This window comes from Paenibacillus sp. 2TAB23 (assembly GCF_052115165.1).
GTDB lineage: Bacteria > Bacillota > Bacilli > Paenibacillales > Paenibacillaceae > Pristimantibacillus.
The window spans coordinates 147,549-167,390 of the sequence record NZ_JBFRGD010000011.1; the positions used below are offsets into that span (position 1 = coordinate 147,549).

Consider the following 19,842-nt stretch of genomic DNA (forward strand, 5'->3'; position numbering starts at 1 on the left):
ATTCCGCCTCCTTGCCCATCGCCACGAAAAAAAGGCCTTCGCAAGAAGCGGCATCAATGCCGCTTCCAAAGCGAAAGCCTTTCTAAATAACACTAATCCTCGTCATCATCCTCATCGTCTTGCAGGCCAAGACGCTTCGCTTCCAAGTATTCCTGGGTAGCACGGTCGCGTTCGCGGCCTTTGTCCTTCAAGCGCTCGATAGCCGGCTGAATCAGCAGGTCTACTTCTTTTTGCACCGTATAGGCCAAATCGTAGCGCGTCTGCGACTCTAAGAAGGAACCGACCTCCATTAATGCATTGTAACGATCCAGCTCATCCCGTGTCAGCAAGCCGCGTACCTGTACGCTGCAGTGTCTCATTATAGAAATTTGCCTTTGCGAAGCACGAGCGAGATCCCGCCGATAATGAACAGGTAGCGCAGGTCGATTGCTTTTTTCAGCCAAGCTGCTACGCGCCCTTTATACTTTTTGCCGAATGCGATGCCGATTGCCTCGCCTTTGCCCAGTGATGCAACTGTTCCTTTGTTGCTGAACGTGAAGCCCTTCGGCGGCTGATTGCGGATCGAAGCAACCAGATTATGCGCACATACAACGCCCTGCTGCATGGCAATTTGAGCTGTTGGCGGGTAAGGACGGCCTTCCGGATTAAACATCAGTGAATTGTCGCCCACGATATAAATATTCTCATTGCCTGGCGAACGAAGGAACTCATCCACCTTAACGCGGCCGCGCATCGTCTCGAAGCCAGCTTCTTCAATGAGACGGTTGCCGCGGATTCCTCCGGTCCAGATGACCGTTGCGGACTTGATTTCTTCGCCTTCTCCAACTACGACACCCTCAGGCGAGCACTCTTTGATCGCCGTTCCGATACGGAACGTTACACCTTTCTTCGTCAATACGTCCATGCCGTATTCAACAAGCTCAGGATCAAAGCCTGGAAGCGCCGTTGGCGCTGCCTCGATATTGTAAATTTTAACTAGCGCTGGATCTACGTCGAATTGCTTGCAAAGCTCTGGGATTCGGTCGGAAAGCTCGCCAACAAACTCAATTCCAGTAAAGCCTGCGCCGCCTACAACGAACGTCAAATAATCCGTACGGTGCGGTTCGCGCTTGAAACGAGCAAATTGATACTCGATATGTTCGCGAATTAAACGAACGGAGTTGATGCTGCGGATATTCATGGCATGCTCGCCAAGGCCCGGAATGCCGAATGTTTCTGGCTCGCCGCCAAGTCCGATTACCAAATAGTCATAAGAGAGCGTTCCGTCTTCGAGAATCACTTTTTTATCCTGCGGGCGAATTTGCACAACCGTCGATTTCACGAAATCGATTTTGAATTCATCGATCAATTTCGAAATGCTCACACGTGCGTTTTCTGGATTGTCCGTCCCAGCGGCAGGCATATGAAGATGTGTTGTAATATAATGATAGTCATGTTTATTAACTAGCGTAACGTCAGCTTCATTGTAGTTTAATTCTTTTTGCAAGCGAAGTGCTGTTAGTATGCCTCCGTACCCTGCGCCAAGAATGACGATTTTAGGTATGTTGCTCATCGTATGATCCCATCCATTCCTCTTATCTTTGTCATTTTACATTGTGAAAAATTACACATGCTAAACCGAATATCTATAATTATAAGTTCAGTGTGTTCTAATTGAAGCCGTTTTATCAATGTATCATTCACTCGGAAACAAGAGGTTTCTCCACTCTTTGCAAACAGTCCCGAGCATAACATACATCAGAAATTTTACATAGTTTTAAGTAAAAGTTCAAGGGCAAAATATACGAAATTGTTTAGAACTCTATACAAATTAAATATTTCCTTCTGCTTCTACGAAAGATTATAATTGAAAACGTAATGCTTATAACATGGAGGTGGCTACATTGACTAACCCTGATACAACAGCAAGCCCAGTCGATATTTTAATAATAGGAGGAGGGCCTGCAGGCTTGTTCGCTGCTTTCTATGGCGGGATGCGCCAAGCATCCGTTAAGCTTATTGAAAGCATGCCTCAACTAGGCGGTCAGCTTGCAGCACTATATCCTGAAAAATATATTTACGACGTTGCCGGATTTCCAAAAGTAACGGCACAAGAGCTGGTTGACCGATTGGTGGAGCAGCTCTCCCATTTCGAGCAGGAAATATGCTTGGAGGAAAAGGTAAATAACGTCATTAAGCATGACGAACGCCTCTTTGAGATTATAACTGACAAAGGTTCACATTATGCCAAAGCCGTTATTATTACAGCTGGGGTAGGAGCGTTTGAGCCTAGAAGGCTTGAGCTGCCGGAAGCTTCAAAATTCGAAAAGAATAACCTTCATTATTTTGTAGGTGATTTGCAGCGGTTTAGTGGGCAGAAGGTACTGATAAGCGGCGGCGGCGACTCAGCCGTGGATTGGTCACTCATGCTCGAGCCGATAGCGGAAAGCGTGACGTTAATACACCGGAGAGATAAATTTCGAGCGCATGAGCATAGTGTCGAGCAGTTGAAGCAGTCCAATGTGAATGTCCTTACGCCAATGGAAATTACGGCGCTGCACGGCGAGGACCATATAACGAAACTGACACTGACCGATGTCAAAACGATGGAAACTACCGAGCTGGATGTCGATGCCGTCATCGTTAATTTCGGTTTCATCTCTTCGCTTGGTCCTATAGTGGATTGGGGCATTCACATTCAGGGAGGTTCGATTGTTGTGGATACCCGGATGGAGACGAACATACCGGGCATATTCGCGGCTGGGGATATTACGACTTATCCTGGCAAGCTTAAGCTGATTGCAGTAGGATTCGGCGAGGCGCCGACTGCGATTAACAACGCGAAGGTTTATGTTGACCCAAGCGCTAAGCTGTCACCTGGCCATAGCAGCAATATGAAAAGATAACCATATGACCTATTGCACGTTTAGTTAAAATTCAAACATAAGGGTATCCTAACCTTGGCGTTTAATCAAACGTTCACCTAACGCATACATATGCGAGGCGTGCCAAGGAGGATACCCTTATGTTTTGTCCGGTTTGCAACGGAATTCAATCTCTGCATGAACGCTGCTCCTCTTGCGATAGCGCAATTGTTGATTGCGGCCGTTCATCCGATCTGACAGGCCCATATGCTCCATATGGTCAAATCGATGTCGATCCGCTCCGAAATGAGGCGGCTGAGCAAGCAGCTCGCGCCTGCATGCATATGCTATATTGCCCGACTTGCAGCCAAGCAACCGAAGTATCGGTTATCGAATGGTAATCATGTTGTGAGACTGCAGCTCGTTCCCGCATTATGCATTAATGCTGACCGTTGCCTTATTAAGCAGTAATTCTGGCCGTTTCCGGATTAAGTCGTCTTCGTTTCATTTCAATAGCCAGCATTCGTATAAAATCGGGCTCCAATTTGAATTGGATAGCTGCATAATAGGTGTCTACCAGCATTTCATCGGACAGTAGCTCCATCACTACACACCCTTTCTTCCATCCTTTGGTTATTACTTGTTCATAGTAGCATGGCACTAATAGAAGGACAACAGCCCTAGTTATACACAAGATGTTGTGGATACGGTGTGCATAGCGTGTGTATATACGTATATCTATGAGTAAAATCAATGTGAATAATGTGGATACAGTTATCCACAGGTCGTTTTACAAAGCTATGCTATAAAAAACTTTAATCGAAATCTATGAATCTATTAATGGAATATATTAACGGCATTACATATATCCTTCAATTTGCTAGCTTCCAGACGGCAAAAAAGCCCCTAAGGGCTTCCTGCTCCTTTACCAGCGCCCACCTCGTAGGCTGTTGACGCTACCCATGCGGAAGTTGTGAAATCTCTGCCGCGCACGATTACTTTGTCCTCGTATACGTCTACATAAAGGCCTTGGCTGCCTTCCTTGTACTCATCCTCATTCGTCCATAGATAGGCAACCGACGAGCAATTGAATAATACGGCTGTCTCCCCTTTGCCGTCGAAAGCCGTTAAGCCCGCTTCCAGCTCCCAATGCGTGTGCCCGCTAAACATAATCGCCTCCGGATGCTTCTCCAGCACTTCCTTCAGCTCCTTATCCTGAGTAACGCCAAACCAGCCTTGAGATTCCAAAGACCCCGCTACCGTATCCTTCAGCGGCTGATGTAAGAAAACGAACTTCGGCTTTGCAGCATCTGCTCTCTCGTTAAGCTTATGATCCAGCCAGGACAGCTGGTCTGCGCTCAAATAAGCAAAATCCTTCAACCCTTGCTCCGAGCCCAAAAAAATAAAATGATAGTCTTGAAGCCAAACGTCATGATAAGGCGCCTTCATCCCCGTAAACTTTTCATAGAGGCTCAATTGACTCTCCAAATCGCCAAGAAAAATATCATGATTGCCGTACGTAAGCCAAATCGGCGGCAAATCGGCTTTATATATGTCCCATATACGGGCAAATTCCTCATACTCGGCACGAAGCCCTCGATCGGTCACATCGCCTACATGCATGATTCCAATGCTGCTAGCGGCATGAGCGGCAATATCCTGAAGCGCCTGCATCCAATGCTCATTATGAAGATGCTCGGGGTCTGTCGTCACATGCGTATCCGTTATAACCTGAAAGCTTATAATAGGCGTCCGCTCGTCTTCTCCTGCCGGAAACACGCGTGATTCGCCAGCCAATGGTTTCAGCATCGGAACGACCTCCTTTTTCTTTTCATGTTCAATGGCCTTTGACACTCATATTCAATCCCACTACTCCAACTACAATTAACCCAATCCAAAGCAATGCTGCAACCGGAAGCTTCTCATGAAACATGATAAAGCTGGCCAATGTAATCAATATAATACCAATACCGGACCATATTGCATACGCTACGCTAACGTTCATATAAGCTAATGCGAAATTGAGCATCGTAAAGCTCGCCCCGTAGAATACGAACATAAGCACGGATGGCCAAAAACGGGAGAAGCCCGCCGAATATTTCATCGAAACGGTTCCCGTCAGTTCCAAAACGATCGCAAGCAGCAGAAACGTCCAGCCCCAGCCGGTATCAGCTTTCATTGGATCGCCTCCCGATACTGAGCTGCGAATAACCGCTTATCCATTCATTAGCATCGGGCAGCAGCTGCGCGACAGGTGCTGATTCCGCAGCTTCGTGAATGCCGACGGAAACAGCTGCGCCTGCTGCCAAGCCCATTCGCATATCGCCATTCGTATCGCCAATGATTGCCGTATCTGAGCATGAAAGAGACAGCTTCCTGCAGGCTTGCTGCAGCATGTCGGGAAACGGCTTTCCTAGCTCAACAAGATCGCTTCCAACCACGGCGTCAAAATAGCTTCGTATTCCCATCCATGCCAAATGCCGCTCTGCTGCCTGTGTATCGTCAGCCGTAACTACGCCAAGCTTTATGCCATGCTCCTTGCAGCTTGCCAGGAAGGCATGCAGACCCGGAAGAGGCTGGGCCGGCCGCAGCCGTTCCAGCTCCCTATCCGCATGCTGCTTGCATTGCTGCACAAGCTCCATCGACTCCGCCCATGACAGGCCTGCCTGGTAGCTTTGCCAGGACAGCACCGCGTACAAATCGTTCATGGAACCCATCGCAAGCGGACCATTCCGGTCGTAATCGGTAATTCCCCCGTCTTTTCCATGTATCGTTCCCCACAATCTTGGAACGATATCGGCTTGAAAGGTAAGTCCTCGCTTTCTTAGCTGCTGCGCGAATGCCTCAAATACGGATTCGCTCCAGCAGCCCCACATGGCGATAAAGTCGAGCAGCGTTCCATCCTTATCGAACAAGATGCCTGCCACCTTGTATGCTCGATTGTGTATGATTAAGTCAGGCATAATGTCGATCACCCCTATTTCAATCTATCAAGTTCCTTCTGTGCCGTTGCCTTCGCTTCCTTTAACGCTTGTTCAGCTGACACGTTGCCGATCTGAACTTTGTCTGCCGCGATGGTAAGCGCATCGTTTATTTTGCCCCCTGTTGGGTCTTGGAAAGGAGCCGATGCATGAGCTGCCTGCATAAGCGGCACTTTGATTTGCGGATTTTGCTCGCTGAATGCTTTGTATGCTTCATCTTCCAAAGCCGATGAGCGTACGGCGATATAGCCTGTGCTAATTGACCAAGAAGCCGTATTCTGTGGCTGGGAGAAGAACGTCAACCATTTGTAGGCTGCTGCCTTTTGCTCATCGCTCGCACCAGATGGAATGCCAGCCATAATAGCTGATGCCGCAGGCTTGCCTTCTCCGACGCCTTCCCAGCCTGGCTGCTCCATCGCACCAACAATATTGAAATCCAGATCGCCTTGGTCTCCGCTTGAGCCCGTGTAGCCTGCCGCTTGGCCCTTCATCACATCATCGATTGTCTTATACCAATATTCCCAGCCTTGACCGCCGGAGTGAATCGTCATGATTTGGTCCTCGTGAATCCATTTGCGGAACAGCTCCCAAGTCTCGATCCATTCAGGCGAGTCGATCATAACCGTTTTGCCGTCCTCGCTAAGCACCGTTCCCCCTTTGCTGAATACCGCATCCATCATATTGTCCTTGCCCCACATCGGTTCCCATCCGAAAAAGCTCGTTTTTCCGTCAGCCTTTGTCGTCATCTTCGCCGCTGATTCTGCAAGTGCCTCCCAGGTTTTGAAGTTGTCAGTCGTTAATCCGTTTTTCTCCAGGGCGTCCTTCCGGTAATACATGACCTGTGTCGTACCATACATCGGCAGGAAATACTGCTTGCCGTCCAATTGTCCTTGACCCAGGAAGGTTTGCACGAAGTCCTCCTTATTAAAGGTTGAATCCGCAGCAATCATGTCACTCATGTCCTCGAAGAGTCCCTTTTGAGCCCATGTCATATTCGACGATAGCACGGCTGCTGGCGCTTGCTTCGCCGCAATTGCCGCTTGAAGCTTCTGTTCCGTCTCCGAATAGTCTGCTTGCGCGATCCCCTTCACGACTACTTCCTGCTGAGAGCTGTTGAATAGCTCAATCTTCTCCTTCATCGTGTCTCCCAGCTTACCGCCTAAGCCATACCAGAACTCAATCGTAACGGGCTCTTTAGGCGCTGCCTCGTTCGTTGCTGCATTTGTTGGCGCATTAGTACCGCTCGCTGCGCCGTTCGTGCTGTTTTCGGCTTGTCCGCAGGCGGAAAGCACCGTAAAGCTAACTGCCATCATCAAAGCTAATCCTTTTTTCTTGTTCAACATCGTATTGTTTCCTCCACTCTATTTGTATGAAGCGGTCAACATATTAAGCTTTTCATTTTCCAATCAGCCCTTGCTAGCGCCAGCAGACATATTAAAGCTTTTCAGAATCGTTTTTTGCGCAAAAAGAAACAGGACAAGCAGCGGCGCTATCGTAAACGAGCTTGCTGCCATAATGAGCGGCCATTTTAAACCGTAAGCCCCTCCTTCCACGAAGAAGCTTCTCAAGCCGGCTGAAACGAGTTGCAAATCCGGGTTTTTAGTAATCAGCATCGGCCAGAAATAGTTATTATAATGATCAATGAAGGTGATAAGAGCGAGAACGACGAAGGACGACCGCGCCACTGGAACCAAGATGGAGCCCAAGATTCGTATATGCGACGCGCCGTCGATCTGTCCTGCTTCCACCAGCTCATGTGATACCTGAAGAAAAGCCTGTCTGATCAAAAAAATCGAGAACACGCTGACGCAATTCGATAGAATAAGCCCCGCATAAGAGTCAAGCAGGTTCAGCTTCGCTAGAATCATATAGCTGGGCAAGTACACTGCGGTGCTAGGTATCATATAGCCAAGCATAATAATGGCGGTAAAAGCTTTCTTTAAACGGAAGCGCATATGCGTGAGGGCATATGCCATCATCGCGGAGTTCATCGCCTGTAACAAAACAATAACGGCAGCTACGACAATGCTGTTCGTTAAATACCGCCAAAAAGGCGCCTCCAGCCAAGCTTCCAAGTAATTGCCCCACTGGGGCGAGTTTGGCCAGAAGGTTGGTGGAAATTGCCAAATCTCATCATTTGTTTTGAGCGCGCTAGTCGCCATCCAATAGAATGGAAATGCCATAGCAGCGCTAAATAGCAATAGAATGAGATGATGGAGCATCCTTCGAACACGGTGAACGGCTGGCAAGTTTAAGCTCTCCTTTCTATCGTTCCTTGTGATTACGAGCTGTAGTGAACCGTTTTACGACTTACCGCAAACGAAATGACCGAAAGAAGCATGCAAGCGAGCACCAGCACGACGGCTACCGATGAAGCCTCGCCGATATCGAAGGACTCGAACGCCGATTGATAATACATGTACAGCAGCGTTCTCGTTGAACCGGCAGGGCCACCTTGGGTCAGCACGTTAATTTGGTCATAAGCTTGAAGCGCTGAGATCGTTTGGACGATAAATAGAAACAAAGTAGTCGGTGAAATGAGCGGCAGCGTGATGTGCCTCAACTTGCTCCAGCTACCCGCACCGTCAAGCTCGCCAGCTTGCAGCAGCTCGCGCGGCACGTTCTGCAGAGCTACGATGTAGAACACCATCGTCCAGCCGATCAGCTTCCAGATCGTCACGATCAGTACGCCTGCCAGCGCCCAGCTTGTATCCTGAAGCCAGCCAACGCCTTCCAAGCCGAACCAGCGCAGCACTGTATTGGCTAGTCCCACCTTAGGCTCGAATATCCAGGACCATACGATCGATACAGCAACCGTTGGAGTCACCCACGGGGAGAACATCAGCGTGCGGTACCATGCCGCCCCCTTCAGCGTTCGATTCAGCAGCAGTGCAAGCCCGAGGCCTCCAAGCATGACCGGCAATACGCTCCCTAGGCAGAAAAGCAGCGTGACGCCAAGCGACTGGTAAAAGGCAGGATTGTCGAACAAATACAAATAATTATCTAGGCCGACGAAGGTTTTAACCGGACTCATGAAATCCCAATCCGTAAAGCTCAAGTAAAATATCGTGCCGAGCGGGATAATCCAGAACACGATCAATGGAATCATTGCCGGCAGCGTGAATAAAAGAGCCTTCCATTCCTTAACCATAGCGGGTTTCAGCCCCTCCTTTATTTCGTTCAATTTTTCTTTAACATTTGTTATAATAGTCGTATTAAATGGTTATCCACCTCTATCGTTCAAAAATTATTGTACGTTCAGTGTATGACGACTGCATTATCGGAACGTCAACTTCCGTTAAAGATCTTGTAAAGAAATTAGAAAATTTGAATGATGCGGGTGAGAGACATGAAAAGAGCATCCAATCCCGATACGGGCGACACTCCGGCGACGCAGGAGCAAATTAGAGGAAAAATTATTGATGCTATTGCTCAAACGATGGATTTATATGGAGCCAACTATTCCTTTGGGCAGCTGTACGGGGTTATGTTTTTCGAAGACAAGCCAATGACGCTTGAAGAAATGAAGCAGCATATGAATATGAGTAAAAGCAATATGAGCTACGCCGTCCGTTCCCTGATGGATTCCAAAATGATTATGAAGCTTGACGAAAAGCAGGAGCGCAAAGACCTGTATGTCGCAGAAACCGACTTCTTCAAAGCGTTTCAAAACTTCTTCGCGGCGAAGCTGCAGCGCGAGATCGATGTGATGCTCGGGGCGATCAACGAAGTGATTCCCCCACTCTCCGAAATGATATTGGCCAAAGAAACCGAGGAGGAGGAGCGGCAGCTTTGTCTGAAGGATCTACATAAGCTTCGGCATGGTATCGACTACTACAGCTGGCTTCAGCAGTTCGTAGACGGCTTGCGGAGCGGATCCTTTTTCCAAAAGCCGATTGAAGATGCTGATGCTACTTCTTAACTTTACATTCATCCTGCTGCGAAAATAAGCTTCCCCCAAAAAAACGAAAATTAGAATAAGCCTGCTCCATAAAACGCGCAAAAAAACCTTCAATACCGCTCCATAGTAGGGTTGAAGGTTCCTTTGACCCTTTTTTATAGCGTAAAGGGTATGAGCTGAAATTTCTCAAATGACTTTGAAAAGAAGCAGCCGCCCGTTATGGACGCCTGCTCCTTTTTGAGGGACAGCCTCTTCCGCTTATTGCGGCCGCGTATTGACTTCAAAAATCCAAATCTTTCCGTGCTTATCAATTCCGTAATCAAAGCCAAGCTGGCCGATTCCCGGATATTTAGCCTCAAGCACAGCAGTTGAGAGTACAGTCAGCTCTCGCATTTTATTCTTTTTCTCGGAAACCTGCGCAGAGGATAGCGACCTGCTTATGCCCTCGGCCGCGGTTACCATGGTGCCGCCCCTGCACAAATTCGTTACGAACAAGCCTCTTTTGGCAATGCGGCCGACGATTGCGCGGTAGACCCAGCCATTATCTGTCTTCACGTATTTCACCCGGTAGTCAATTGGCTTGCCATCCACTGTTGCTAGATAAATGCCCTTTTGAATCAAATAGGAACGTCCTTTACGTTGTTTGTTAAGTGCACCTATTAACGCTCCGAAGCTAGCAAAACGTTTCGTCTGCGAATAATAAGTATACGCGTAGCCCCCACTTTCCCTCGTAACCTTAATAACACCATGCCCGCCAGCCCCAACAACCGGCTTTACGACGACCATTTGATGAGTATCAAGCATGGATCTGAGGTTGTTCGGCGTAAATCTCCGTGTAGGAGGAATATGCGGCGCGATGCTCGAGTGTGAAAGCAAGATTGCCGTTTTCGCCCATTTGCTGGCCAACTGCCTGCCCTGATGTTCACCCATCCCAATCTAACCCCTTTCCTATCTTCATATCCATAGCATATGACGGAGTACTATCTATCTCTTGGATGAATGACATAGGTTAGTAGCCTTTATTTGGAAGTCTAGCAGCATCTGCTAGGTTTATGCAAAGCTCATCCCTTCTTTATTGTCTTTTAGCTTCGATAAGCAAAAAAGCCGGCAAGCTCTCGAGGCGGAGAGCTTGCCGACTTTAATGATTGTTATTAATCCGATTGCTTCTCAAGTGCAGCCTTCAGCTTATCAGCCAAGCTGTTCGATAAAGACGTATTATCGCTATATTGCTCTATAAGCTTCTGATTCTGCTTCCGGTTAACTTTGCCATTCTGCTTGTCGCCAAGCATCTCAATGACATTACACGGCTTGCATTGTGCAAATTTCCCTGCTTTGCCGTCCTTGATCTCCATTTTTTTATGACAGTTCGGACAGCGCTTGTTCGAGAGCATCGGCTCCGCGGCACGGCGGTAACCGCATTCGCGATCCGAGCATACTAATGATTTGCCCCGCTTGCCGTTTATTTCAAGCAGCGGCTTCTCACACTCTGGACACCGTGAGTGCGTCAGATTATGCGGCTTGTATTCCTTCGTCTCCGCAATGACCTCCGATACCCACTTGGCTGCTTGCTGGCGTACGTTTTTCATAAAAGCTGCTGGATCACCCTTGCCCTTGGCGATCCGCTCCAAATCCTGCTCCCATTTGGCCGTGAAATCCGGGCTTCTAAGCTCCTTTACCACTAGCTCAATCAATTGCTTTCCTTTGCCGGTAGGCATCAGCTTATTCTGCGTCCGCGTAATCGTATCCGTTCCCAGCAGCTTCTCGATAATATCGGCTCTTGTTGCTGGTGTTCCAAGACTGTGCTTCTCCATCCGGGTGAGCAGCGTAGCTTCCGTGTACCGAGGCGGCGGCAGCGTACGGAGCTCTCGTATTTTCTCTTGCTTAACAGCTAGAGTCTGCGCATTCGAGAGCGGCGGCAGAAGCTGAGAAGGCTGGCGGTCGGCTTTGCTTTCTCCAGCATCGCCCGCTCCATCCTCGTCATCGTCGTCATCCTGACTGGAAGCATTCGCACTCGTTTGATAAATTTCCTTCCAGCCTTTTTCCTTCTCGATCTTGCCTTTGGCATAGAACTGATCCTTGCCCACAGTTAACACAACGCTAGTCTCATCATAACGGTAAGGTCCATAGAATAGAGCAATGAAGCGTCTGACGATCAGATCATACAGTCTCCGCTCGTCATTGCTCAGCGCGGCTATGTTAACGAATTGTTCCGTAGGGATAATCGCATGGTGATCCGTAACCTTCGAATCGTCGACAATACGCTTCGTTACAGGAAGCTGCATTCTGCCCAGCCTGCGCGCAAGCTGTGCATAAGGTCCAACGGCAATGCTCTCCAGCCTTCCCTTTAAGGTGGGGACCATGTCGCTGGATAAATAGCGGGAATCCGTACGCGGGTACGTTACGAGCTTATGCTGCTCATATAGCTTCTGAAGCACGTTGGAGGTCTGCTTGGCCGAGAAGCCAAGCTTCTTGTTCGCATCGCGCTGCAGCTCCGTCAAGTCATAGGCTTGAGGATGCGGCTCCGTTTTCTCCACCGTCCGAAGCCTGCTGACCTTCGCTTGCCCGCGCTTGATTCTTGCGGCAATGGCATCAGCTTCCTCACGGCTCCATATTCGTCCGTCATGGGCGTCCTGTTCCCGCCAGATGGCAGAGAACTCGCCAAAATCAGCGAACACATTCCAAAATGGCTGAGATTGAAACGATTGAATTTCCTGTTCCCGCTCCATCAACATAGCGAGCGTTGGCGTTTGTACGCGGCCCGCCGCGAGCTGAGCATTGTATTTGGTCGTCAATGCGCGCGTCACGTTCAGCCCGATCAGCCAATCCGCTTCTGCTCTGCAAACCGCCGAAGCGTACAAATGATTATAATCCTTGCCCGGCTTCAATTGATTAAAGCCGTCCTTGATCGCTTTGTCCGTCTGCGAGGATATCCACAGCCTCTTGAACGGCTTTCTCCAATGAACAAGCTCCATGATCCAACGGGCGACAAGCTCGCCTTCGCGCCCTGCATCGGTTGCGATAATGAGCTCGCCGATGTCCTGCCGCTTGCATAGCTGGGCAACTGCTCTGTATTGCTGGGAAGTTTCCTTCATGATCTTCAAATTCATTTTGTGGGGAAGCAGCGGCAAATCTTCCAAATTCCAGGTTTTATATTTCGGATCGTAATCCTCTGGCTCAGCCAATGTCACAAGATGTCCTAGTGCCCAAGTCACCACGTATTTTGGACCTTCCATATAGCCCTTATGCTTCTGCCCGCAGCCAAGCACACGCGCAATTTCCTTCGCTACACTCGGTTTTTCTGCCAATACAAGCGATTTCATTTCATTATTCGCTCCGTTTCCGTTTATATGCGCTATTCTCTATGACGAAACGATACCATAGGCTAGCAGCCTGCGCAACGATTGAGGCGTCGGCGCACTATTCTATAGGCAAGATAGCAGGCATAGGATGATCGCCTTTTGCCAATCTCGCATTTTTTGCTGTGCCAAGTCCCTGTATGCTATAGTAAATTCAGCTTAGAAGCTAATAGATAAAAAGCTAGGGAGCGTTGAGGGATGAAGCTGCGTTTTATTGCTATTATTTTTTGCGTATTGCTTGTATACACCGGTATTTCCTTCTATATCGGCTGGAATGGATGGCTTTTCTTATCCACTCTGTTCGACTTGGAATCCGCAGGCTGGTACACGTTGGCCGCCGGTCTTGTCGCTTATGCGTATATCATCGGCCGTGCTGCCTATGGCACGCCGCTGCGCCCGATCGCCGAAGCGTTTAAGGTCGTTGGCTCCTATTGGTTCGCCATCCTGGAATACGCGGTCCTCATTCTACCGCCGGCAAATATCATTGCTCTTATTCTGAAAGCATCAGGAGCAGAGCCAGCTGTTTATATCGTTGGTGTAGGCAGCGTCGTCTTCGGTCTCATGGCCATTCTTCTGCTTCGTGGTAGCTGGAACGCATGGAGCCCTATCATTCGAACTTATCAGGTTCAAGTACAGAAGCCTGCAGGAAAGCTGAAGAAGCTGCGGATCGCCATGGCGTCGGATCTTCATCTTGGCAATATCGTCGGCAATCGACATTTGGAGCGGCTGGTGAGCCACATCGAGCAGATCCAGCCTGACCTCATTCTGCTGCCCGGCGACATTCTCGACGATGATATTGAGCCGTTTCTTCGTAAAGACATGTCGGCGGTGCTCGGCAAGCTGAAGGCGCCCTTAGGCGTATATGCGGTAACTGGCAATCATGAATATATTGGCCGTAAAGTGCCTGAATTCATCACTGCCATGGCTGCGATTGGCATCCGAGTGCTCATGGACGAGTCAGCGCTCATCGCAGACAGCTTTTATCTCGTCGGCCGCAAGGACAAAGCCTCCGCAGGCTTCGGGGCTGATGGAAGAATGACAATCGGCGATCTCATCGCGCCGCTCGATCAATCCAAGCCGCTTATTATGCTTGACCATCAGCCGTCCGACATCGCGAAGGCTGCTGAGAATGGCATCGATATTTCCGTATCCGGCCACACGCATCGCGGCCAAATGATGCCTAACCATCTTATTACGAAGCGCTTGTTCGAGCTGGACTGGGGTTATTTGAAAAAGGGCAGCCTTCACGCTATCGTATCCTCCGGCTTTGGTTCATGGGGGCCGCCGATCAGAATCGGAAGCCGCTCCGAGGTTGTTCATATTGAGGTAGAGTTTGTAACGGGCTAATTGGAAAATGACAGTAATAAAAAGCGGGAGCCGATGACTTAACCAGCCATCGGCTCCCGCTTTTTTAGTCGACATCGGCAATGCGCCATACCGCCCCTTGCTCTTTGCCGCGATGAAAAACATAAAACGTGCTCGAAGGATCGCCGCCATCGCGGCTTTGCATCGTATGGACAGTCGCCTCGAACAAGCTTTTCTGTTCTTTTATCGAAATTCCGCCTTCAATCCGTATGCTCGTTACCGTGAATCCATTAAAGCTTCCAGCTCCCTGCCTCGCCTCTCTTGCCGACTCCGTATACAGCTTCATAAGCTCATCCCAATTGCTGTCATGCATAAATCCAATCCGCAAATTAATGAGCTCGATTATAGGGCGCTCATCATCAGCATATGACACGCTGTCTAAATAGGCTGGTGCATAGGCCCCTCCTGTCGGCGAAGGAGACTCGTAAGGCAGGTCCTGCAGCTCCATGTCCTCTAAGATAGACAAATCCATGCTTCGCTCCGCCTCACTCTCAGCTGCCGAAGCATTGCCGCTAACCGAATACGCCTGCGCAAGAATCGATTGCAGCTTTGCTGATGATGATTTCTGCAGCTTATACAGCGTTCCCGTATCTCCTTGCTTCATGAACGTACCAACTTCATAATCGTCCGACACCCATAGAAAATATTGACGATTGCCGAGTGTGACTGCGTATGGAGGGAAGGCGACGTCAGCCATGCCCGGCTGCTTCTTTCCGAATCGAAAAGCGTATTCGAATGCTCTTATCGTCTCACGGTCTTTCCAAACGACCTGAGAGTTCGGCTCTGCTTCCTGAAATGTTATCATTCGCTGAACGGTAACCTTATCCACGCTTACCCGAAGCAAAAACATGGAAATAGCTGCAACCGCAATCAAGAGACATGATATAAGAATAAGCCTTCGTCTCAAACAATCCCACTCCCTCCTGAGCAAGTCTCGCTGCAAAGCAGCTCTACCTGTTATTTCTGGTACGGTACAGCAAATAAATAAAGAATGGCGCCCCTATGCCGGAAGTAAATACGCCGACCGGTATGTCAAGCGGCAAAAAAGCCGTCCGAGCGATCAAGTCGGCTAATGCAACGATAATACCGCCGAATAAAGCCGATATGGGAATGAGCCTGCTGACCATCGGTCCGACCATACGCCGAGCCGCATGCGGTGCGATCAGCCCGACGAATCCGATAACGCCGCCTATTGAAACGGCAGAGCCTGCCAAACCGACGCTAATCAGAATGAGTATAAAACGGTGCCTCTGTACCTGGCTTCCAAGACCGATAGCCAGCTCATCGCCAAGGAGCTGCATATTCATCTGTCTCGTGTAGAAATACAAGATACCCAATAAGACGATGCTCCATGGCAAAAGGTTCCACACATAGCTCCAAGTCGAACCGTAAACCGTCCCGGTGAGCCATATATAAGAGGAGCTTGCCGAATACGCTGGGCTGAATACGAGCATAAAGGTCGTTATCGCCGATAGCAGCGATGCGATTCCGATGCCAACGAGCACGAGCCGGAACGGATTAACGCCGTTTTTCCACGCGATGAAATAAATAAGCAAGGCTGCTCCGAACGCCCCAAGTATAGCCGCAAACGGCAAAAAATGAATGCTCACGGCGCTTGGCATATAAGTAATAAAAGCTACGGCTCCAACGGATGCGCCGCCTGTGATTCCAACCACATCAGGTGCGGCAAGCGGATTGCGGATAACGCTCTGCAGGATCGCGCCTGCAACCGCAAGCGATGCGCCGACGAGAAAAGCCACGATGACCCTTGGCGCGCGCAGCGACTGCACGATTAGAACATGATCAGGGTTTCCTTTGCCAAACAAGGCGCCCCATACGTCAGCCGGCTTAATCACCTGTTCGCCAAACGCTAAATTAGCGATGAGAACAAGAATTGCAGCTGCTCCAAGCAGCAAGGCTGCCCGAAGTGTTTTCACGTGGAAACGCCGCGTTATGCGGCCTGCGCCTGCAACGGATTGCTTCATCTTGTCATCAGCTCCTTTCGGGCGATGTAGATGAAGAATGGCGCACCAATCGCCGCTGTCATAATACCGACCGGAACCTCTTCGGGCAAAATGATGAATCGAGCGATTACGTCTGCTGCAAGCAGTAGAATCGCCCCAAGCAACGCACAGTAAGGTAGAAGCCAGCGATAATCCTGGCCGCAAATATACCGGGCAATATGCGGTATAACGATGCCGATCAAACCAATCGGACCTGCTACCGACACGGCGCCGCCAGCCAGCACCACAACAACGATGCCCGCAGCCAGCTTGACTAGACCCGTTCGCTGGCCAAGCCCCCTCGCTGCTTCCTCGCCCATTCCGATAATATTCAACTGCCTGGATAGCAGAACCGCGGCTACCCAACCGACCCCCATATAAGGAATAACAGCCTCCAGCGTTTGGATGTCCCGCCCTGCAATTGAACCGGCCAACCAGAACATAACATCCTGTAAGCCATTCTCATTATGGACAAGCATTCCTTGTGTCATAGACACGAACAATGCGGTCATCGCAGAGCCTGCCATAATGATTTTGAGCGGAGACAACCCGTCTCTGCCTAGCGAACCGAGTGCATAGACGGCTGCCGCTGCCACAGCGGCCCCGCTGAATGAAATCCATATGAGCACACTCACTTGCGTCACTTTGAAAATCGTAATCGCCGCTACGATCCCTACGCTTGCGCCTGCGTTAATGCCCATTACGCTTGGGGAGGCGAGCGGATTTCTCGTTATGGCTTGCATCAATGCCCCGGCCATCGCCAGGCTCGCTCCAATCGCTGCCGCCATGCATGCGCGTGGCAGCCTTGTCGTCATCACGACAACCTGCTCCATCGAGCTTTCATCGTAATCGGTAATCACTGCCGTCAGATCGCTCCATTTGACTGTCGTAAATCCGAATCGGACGCTGGCAATGAAGCAGCCTAACATAAGAATGAAGCCTGCAACTAATCCTGCGATCTTGCCTATGGTACTGTTTCTTCCATTATTCATTCCGTCGAACGCTCCCATTACGTTTAATGAATAAAGCACAGACGGCTCCCGCCACCCACGGATGGCGAAAGCCTCTAGCTTGAAACGATATTTCAGCCGCAGCCCTATTGCAAAAAGTCTTATAGTCGCACAAAAGAATGAGCACTGTGGCTCATTCTTTGTAGGCTCCCAGCTATTAGTTTGCTTGCTTAACGGTTAGTTCAGGTCAAAGTAGAAATACAAATCATCAAGCATTAGCTTCGCAGCCATTGCGCCACCGGATAAGTTCCAAGTTACCGCGTTAACTTTGTAATATTTTTTGTTCTTAACGGCGTCGAGATTTTTCCAAAGCGGACTATCCGTCCATTCCTTCTGGTATTTGAAGATCGCGCCGTCGCCGTCCCAATCCGTTGTAAAGTCAAAGATATAATCGCCGTCAAGCAGGCTTACCTGCTCCTTCGACGTTACGTTTATAATTTCTTGCTTCGTCGCAAGCTGCGCTTTCGGCGTTGCGAAGCCCAGCTCTTGGAAGATCTTATAGGCAAAGCCCGTATTATAAGCACGTGCGCTTCCGTTTGGATTGATACGGATGACGGAAATCTCAGCGCCTTTATCCTTTGCAGCCAGCATGCTTTTGAAATCCGCTACTTTTACTTTCCAATCGGCGATAAACTTAGCTGCGATTTCTTCTTTGTTCAAGACCGAAGCAGCAACGTCCAGATTGTCCTGCCAATCGGCGAGATCCTTCGTTACGATCGTTGGCGCGATCGCTTTGAGCTGATCGTAAATTTTCTCATGGCGGTCTTTCGTTGCGATAATCAGATCAGGCTTCAAGCCAACGATCGCTTCAACGTTCGGCTGTGTCTCGTCGCCAAGCGTTTTTGTACCAATTAGACCCGAACGGATATATTCATAGAAAGGCTGCTGCACGTAGGACTCTACTGCGCCTACCGGTTTAACGCCAAGCAATACGGAGATGTCTACGCCGCCGTTGAATAAAATAACGATACGCTTCGGAACGCTGTTCAGCGTCGTAGTGCCAAGCGCATGCTTAAACGTCTTTTTCGTCTCAAGGACTGCAGTTGAGGTTTTCGCATTCCAATTGACCCATACGCCTAGTGACTCGCCTACGAACCGAAGGGGTACAAGCACACTGCCTTTCACGTTCGCTGGAGCCGCATCCAATGCTACGGAAGCGCCATTGATCTTCGCCGTTTTGCTGCCAAGCGTTAATTCAACCTTCTGGCTGCCTTTCGTAATCGTCGCTTTTTTGGCTTTCTCGTCATATTTCACAGCTCCGCCAAGTGTCTCCGCGATTGTGCGGTATGGGACTAGCGTACGCCCGTTAATCGTTTGCGGAGCAACAGTGAAGGATACCTTTTTGCCGTCAACCGTAACGTTGATTGCTGCCGCTGCTGCGGTAGCCGCTGTAACGGGAATGATTGAAATCACAAGAGCGAGTGTTACTAATAGACCGATGAACCGTTTTTTGACCGAAGACATGTAAATACCACCTATTCTGTGTTTTATTGGTCCTGCAGCTCCAGCTTTAAATCGCGGAAGCTTTGGTAGAGCTTGTAATCGAGCTGAATAATCAGCTCTTTGTCCCATTTGCTTGCTTGAACGGCTTGAATAAGCTGGCTCAAATCCTCCTGCAGCATCTGAGTCCTTGCAGATTCGGCTGCTTGTACGTCTGGCTTCAGTGCAACCCACAGTCCTGCCATTTGCTGGGCGAACGCCTTTGCCTCATCTGTTTGATCGGCTTCCACCGCTTGTTTAAGCGATTTGATCAAGCCTGACATATCCGAAATACCAGACTCCGTATCCGGGATGGCAACAGGGTCGGCTTCCGCGAACGGATCGCCGTTACCAGCTGTTTCTGCCTTTTGCTCCTTCGGATTGGCTTCCGTTTCGCTGCCGGCTGTTCCACAGCCAGCGAGTATGACGACCAAGCATAATGTGTATGCAAGCAGCAAGCAGCTGCGTTTCCCTGTCCCCGCCTTACTCCAAATCATCATATAAGAAATGGTTCCATTCCCTCCCGCTATGTGAATGATAATCATTTTCAATACTATTCTACAGATCAGGATTTCCAATTTGTATACACGATATTGTCCGATTCATATGGACAAAAACTTCATTTTTTATGCGTTTGCTTCTAAAACCGCTTTTTTTGTCTTTCCATTTTTGTTAAGATGTTATTGATAATGGTTCTCAAATCTAAATATCCACCATTCATCGCTAAGGGGATGTACGCTATTGCATACTGATCATCCATTGCTGTCTTTTGCTCCGCTATCAATAAAGCACCATACATACAAGCCTGGCTTTCGCTCCAAACCGTTTATAACTGGGCGGAGCTCGATCTGCTGCGTCCAAAATGGCAGCGGCTGCCTTTTCATAAATGAACAGCCTTACCCGC

21 protein-coding genes are annotated in these 19,842 nt (G+C 49.3%); 4 read left to right on the forward strand and 17 right to left on the reverse strand.

Going from position 1 to position 19,842, the window contains the following annotated elements; translation table 11 throughout:
• Window positions 1-92: 92 nt before the first annotated feature.
• Window positions 93-359: a hypothetical protein gene (locus AB4Z29_RS17200; protein ID WP_441944253.1), complete on the reverse strand. Its 267-nt coding sequence runs from the start codon at window positions 357-359 to the stop codon at window positions 93-95.
• Window positions 359-1,552: an NAD(P)/FAD-dependent oxidoreductase gene (locus AB4Z29_RS17205; protein ID WP_183558888.1), complete on the reverse strand. Its 1,194-nt coding sequence runs from the start codon at window positions 1,550-1,552 to the stop codon at window positions 359-361. The genes AB4Z29_RS17200 and AB4Z29_RS17205 overlap by 1 nt, the downstream gene beginning before the upstream one ends.
• A 331-nt stretch (window positions 1,553-1,883) precedes the next feature.
• Here AB4Z29_RS17205 and AB4Z29_RS17210 point away from each other — a divergent pair, with 331 nt between their 5' ends.
• Window positions 1,884-2,885: an NAD(P)/FAD-dependent oxidoreductase gene (locus tag AB4Z29_RS17210; RefSeq protein WP_441944254.1), complete on the forward strand. Its 1,002-nt coding sequence runs from the start codon at window positions 1,884-1,886 to the stop codon at window positions 2,883-2,885.
• Window positions 2,886-3,004: 119 nt separating this feature from the next.
• Entirely contained in the window at window positions 3,005-3,244 is a 240-nt protein-coding gene (locus AB4Z29_RS17215) for a hypothetical protein (RefSeq protein ID WP_441944255.1), read from the forward strand.
• A gap of 59 nt (window positions 3,245-3,303) precedes the next feature.
• On the opposite strand, the gene AB4Z29_RS17220 is transcribed toward AB4Z29_RS17215, so the two are convergent.
• The 7 genes from AB4Z29_RS17220 to AB4Z29_RS17250 all read right to left on the reverse strand — a co-directional run bounded on the left by AB4Z29_RS17220 (window position 3,304) and on the right by AB4Z29_RS17250 (window position 8,975).
• A complete protein-coding gene (locus AB4Z29_RS17220) occupies window positions 3,304-3,447 on the reverse strand; it encodes a sporulation histidine kinase inhibitor Sda (protein ID WP_441944256.1) in 144 nt (47 codons plus the stop codon).
• A 302-nt stretch (window positions 3,448-3,749) separates the two neighbouring features.
• On the reverse strand, window positions 3,750-4,652 hold the full coding sequence (locus AB4Z29_RS17225; protein ID WP_441944257.1) for a metallophosphoesterase family protein: 903 nt from the start codon (window positions 4,650-4,652) through the stop codon (window positions 3,750-3,752).
• Between the two features lie 28 nt (window positions 4,653-4,680).
• Complete coding sequence (locus tag AB4Z29_RS17230; RefSeq protein WP_441944258.1) at window positions 4,681-5,022, reverse strand: DMT family transporter; 342 nt, start codon at window positions 5,020-5,022, stop codon at window positions 4,681-4,683.
• Window positions 5,012-5,806: an HAD family hydrolase gene (locus AB4Z29_RS17235; protein ID WP_441944259.1), complete on the reverse strand. Its 795-nt coding sequence runs from the start codon at window positions 5,804-5,806 to the stop codon at window positions 5,012-5,014. The genes AB4Z29_RS17230 and AB4Z29_RS17235 overlap by 11 nt, the downstream gene beginning before the upstream one ends.
• 14 nt (window positions 5,807-5,820) lie before the next feature.
• The gene (locus tag AB4Z29_RS17240) at window positions 5,821-7,167 is read right to left on the reverse strand and encodes an extracellular solute-binding protein (protein ID WP_441944260.1); all 1,347 of its coding nucleotides are present in this window, start codon (window positions 7,165-7,167) and stop codon (window positions 5,821-5,823) included.
• Between the two features lie 63 nt (window positions 7,168-7,230).
• Entirely contained in the window at window positions 7,231-8,046 is an 816-nt protein-coding gene (locus AB4Z29_RS17245; protein WP_441944352.1) for a carbohydrate ABC transporter permease, read from the reverse strand.
• A gap of 59 nt (window positions 8,047-8,105) precedes the next feature.
• Window positions 8,106-8,975 (reverse strand): carbohydrate ABC transporter permease, encoded by an 870-nt coding sequence (locus AB4Z29_RS17250; RefSeq protein ID WP_221226262.1) that lies wholly within the window; start codon window positions 8,973-8,975, stop codon window positions 8,106-8,108.
• Between the two features lie 198 nt (window positions 8,976-9,173).
• Here AB4Z29_RS17250 and AB4Z29_RS17255 point away from each other — a divergent pair, with 198 nt between their 5' ends.
• Window positions 9,174-9,746 carry a GbsR/MarR family transcriptional regulator gene (locus AB4Z29_RS17255; RefSeq protein ID WP_441944261.1) on the forward strand — a complete coding sequence of 191 codons (573 nt, stop codon included), beginning with the start codon at window positions 9,174-9,176 and terminating at the stop codon, window positions 9,744-9,746.
• Window positions 9,747-9,983: 237 nt separating this feature from the next.
• Here the strand turns inward: AB4Z29_RS17255 and AB4Z29_RS17260 are convergent, their stop codons facing one another.
• Entirely contained in the window at window positions 9,984-10,655 is a 672-nt protein-coding gene (locus AB4Z29_RS17260) for a YheC/YheD family protein (protein WP_441944262.1), read from the reverse strand.
• 221 nt (window positions 10,656-10,876) lie between these two features.
• Entirely contained in the window at window positions 10,877-13,045 is a 2,169-nt protein-coding gene (locus AB4Z29_RS17265) for a DNA topoisomerase III (RefSeq protein ID WP_441944263.1), read from the reverse strand.
• A gap of 234 nt (window positions 13,046-13,279) precedes the next feature.
• Between AB4Z29_RS17265 and AB4Z29_RS17270 the strand changes: the two genes are divergently transcribed.
• On the forward strand, window positions 13,280-14,428 hold the full coding sequence (locus AB4Z29_RS17270) for a metallophosphoesterase (RefSeq protein ID WP_441944264.1): 1,149 nt from the start codon (window positions 13,280-13,282) through the stop codon (window positions 14,426-14,428).
• 64 nt (window positions 14,429-14,492) lie between these two features.
• On the opposite strand, the gene AB4Z29_RS17275 is transcribed toward AB4Z29_RS17270, so the two are convergent.
• The 6 genes from AB4Z29_RS17275 to AB4Z29_RS17300 form a co-directional block, all read right to left on the reverse strand.
• A complete protein-coding gene (locus AB4Z29_RS17275; protein ID WP_441944265.1) occupies window positions 14,493-15,353 on the reverse strand; it encodes a hypothetical protein in 861 nt (286 codons plus the stop codon).
• Between the two features lie 43 nt (window positions 15,354-15,396).
• Entirely contained in the window at window positions 15,397-16,431 is a 1,035-nt protein-coding gene (locus tag AB4Z29_RS17280; RefSeq protein WP_441944266.1) for a FecCD family ABC transporter permease, read from the reverse strand.
• Window positions 16,428-17,441, reverse strand: a complete 1,014-nt coding sequence (locus tag AB4Z29_RS17285; protein WP_441944267.1) for a FecCD family ABC transporter permease — start codon at window positions 17,439-17,441, stop codon at window positions 16,428-16,430. Before AB4Z29_RS17285 ends, AB4Z29_RS17280 begins: the two co-directional genes overlap by 4 nt.
• Window positions 17,442-17,636: 195 nt before the next feature.
• Window positions 17,637-18,923: a stalk domain-containing protein gene (locus tag AB4Z29_RS17290; RefSeq protein ID WP_441944268.1), complete on the reverse strand. Its 1,287-nt coding sequence runs from the start codon at window positions 18,921-18,923 to the stop codon at window positions 17,637-17,639.
• A gap of 23 nt (window positions 18,924-18,946) precedes the next feature.
• Entirely contained in the window at window positions 18,947-19,483 is a 537-nt protein-coding gene (locus AB4Z29_RS17295) for a hypothetical protein (RefSeq protein ID WP_441944269.1), read from the reverse strand.
• A gap of 207 nt (window positions 19,484-19,690) precedes the next feature.
• A complete protein-coding gene (locus tag AB4Z29_RS17300) occupies window positions 19,691-19,822 on the reverse strand; it encodes a hypothetical protein (RefSeq protein WP_441944270.1) in 132 nt (43 codons plus the stop codon).
• Window positions 19,823-19,842: the final 20 nt, after the last annotated feature.

What these genes read in the sequence shown, in the direction of transcription:
- AB4Z29_RS17200 (WP_441944253.1), bottom strand. Translation starts at nt 359, where the DNA reads ATGAGACACTGCAGCGTACAGGTACGCGGCTTGCTGACACGGGATGAG.
- AB4Z29_RS17205 (WP_183558888.1), bottom strand. Translation starts at nt 1,552, where the DNA reads ATGAGCAACATACCTAAAATCGTCATTCTTGGCGCAGGGTACGGAGGC.
- AB4Z29_RS17215 (WP_441944255.1), top strand. Translation starts at nt 3,005, where the DNA reads ATGTTTTGTCCGGTTTGCAACGGAATTCAATCTCTGCATGAACGCTGC.
- AB4Z29_RS17220 (WP_441944256.1), bottom strand. Translation starts at nt 3,447, where the DNA reads ATGGAGCTACTGTCCGATGAAATGCTGGTAGACACCTATTATGCAGCT.
- AB4Z29_RS17225 (WP_441944257.1), bottom strand. Translation starts at nt 4,652, where the DNA reads ATGCTGAAACCATTGGCTGGCGAATCACGCGTGTTTCCGGCAGGAGAA.
- AB4Z29_RS17230 (WP_441944258.1), bottom strand. Translation starts at nt 5,022, where the DNA reads ATGAAAGCTGATACCGGCTGGGGCTGGACGTTTCTGCTGCTTGCGATC.
- AB4Z29_RS17235 (WP_441944259.1), bottom strand. Translation starts at nt 5,806, where the DNA reads ATGCCTGACTTAATCATACACAATCGAGCATACAAGGTGGCAGGCATC.
- AB4Z29_RS17240 (WP_441944260.1), bottom strand. Translation starts at nt 7,167, where the DNA reads ATGTTGAACAAGAAAAAAGGATTAGCTTTGATGATGGCAGTTAGCTTT.
- AB4Z29_RS17245 (WP_441944352.1), bottom strand. Translation starts at nt 8,046, where the DNA reads ATGCTCCATCATCTCATTCTATTGCTATTTAGCGCTGCTATGGCATTT.
- AB4Z29_RS17250 (WP_221226262.1), bottom strand. Translation starts at nt 8,975, where the DNA reads ATGGTTAAGGAATGGAAGGCTCTTTTATTCACGCTGCCGGCAATGATT.
- AB4Z29_RS17255 (WP_441944261.1), top strand. Translation starts at nt 9,174, where the DNA reads ATGAAAAGAGCATCCAATCCCGATACGGGCGACACTCCGGCGACGCAG.
- AB4Z29_RS17260 (WP_441944262.1), bottom strand. Translation starts at nt 10,655, where the DNA reads ATGGGTGAACATCAGGGCAGGCAGTTGGCCAGCAAATGGGCGAAAACG.
- AB4Z29_RS17265 (WP_441944263.1), bottom strand. Translation starts at nt 13,045, where the DNA reads ATGAAATCGCTTGTATTGGCAGAAAAACCGAGTGTAGCGAAGGAAATT.
- AB4Z29_RS17270 (WP_441944264.1), top strand. Translation starts at nt 13,280, where the DNA reads ATGAAGCTGCGTTTTATTGCTATTATTTTTTGCGTATTGCTTGTATAC.
- AB4Z29_RS17280 (WP_441944266.1), bottom strand. Translation starts at nt 16,431, where the DNA reads ATGAAGCAATCCGTTGCAGGCGCAGGCCGCATAACGCGGCGTTTCCAC.
- AB4Z29_RS17285 (WP_441944267.1), bottom strand. Translation starts at nt 17,441, where the DNA reads ATGAATAATGGAAGAAACAGTACCATAGGCAAGATCGCAGGATTAGTT.
- AB4Z29_RS17290 (WP_441944268.1), bottom strand. Translation starts at nt 18,923, where the DNA reads ATGTCTTCGGTCAAAAAACGGTTCATCGGTCTATTAGTAACACTCGCT.
- AB4Z29_RS17295 (WP_441944269.1), bottom strand. Translation starts at nt 19,483, where the DNA reads ATGATTATCATTCACATAGCGGGAGGGAATGGAACCATTTCTTATATG.
- AB4Z29_RS17300 (WP_441944270.1), bottom strand. Translation starts at nt 19,822, where the DNA reads ATGAAAAGGCAGCCGCTGCCATTTTGGACGCAGCAGATCGAGCTCCGC.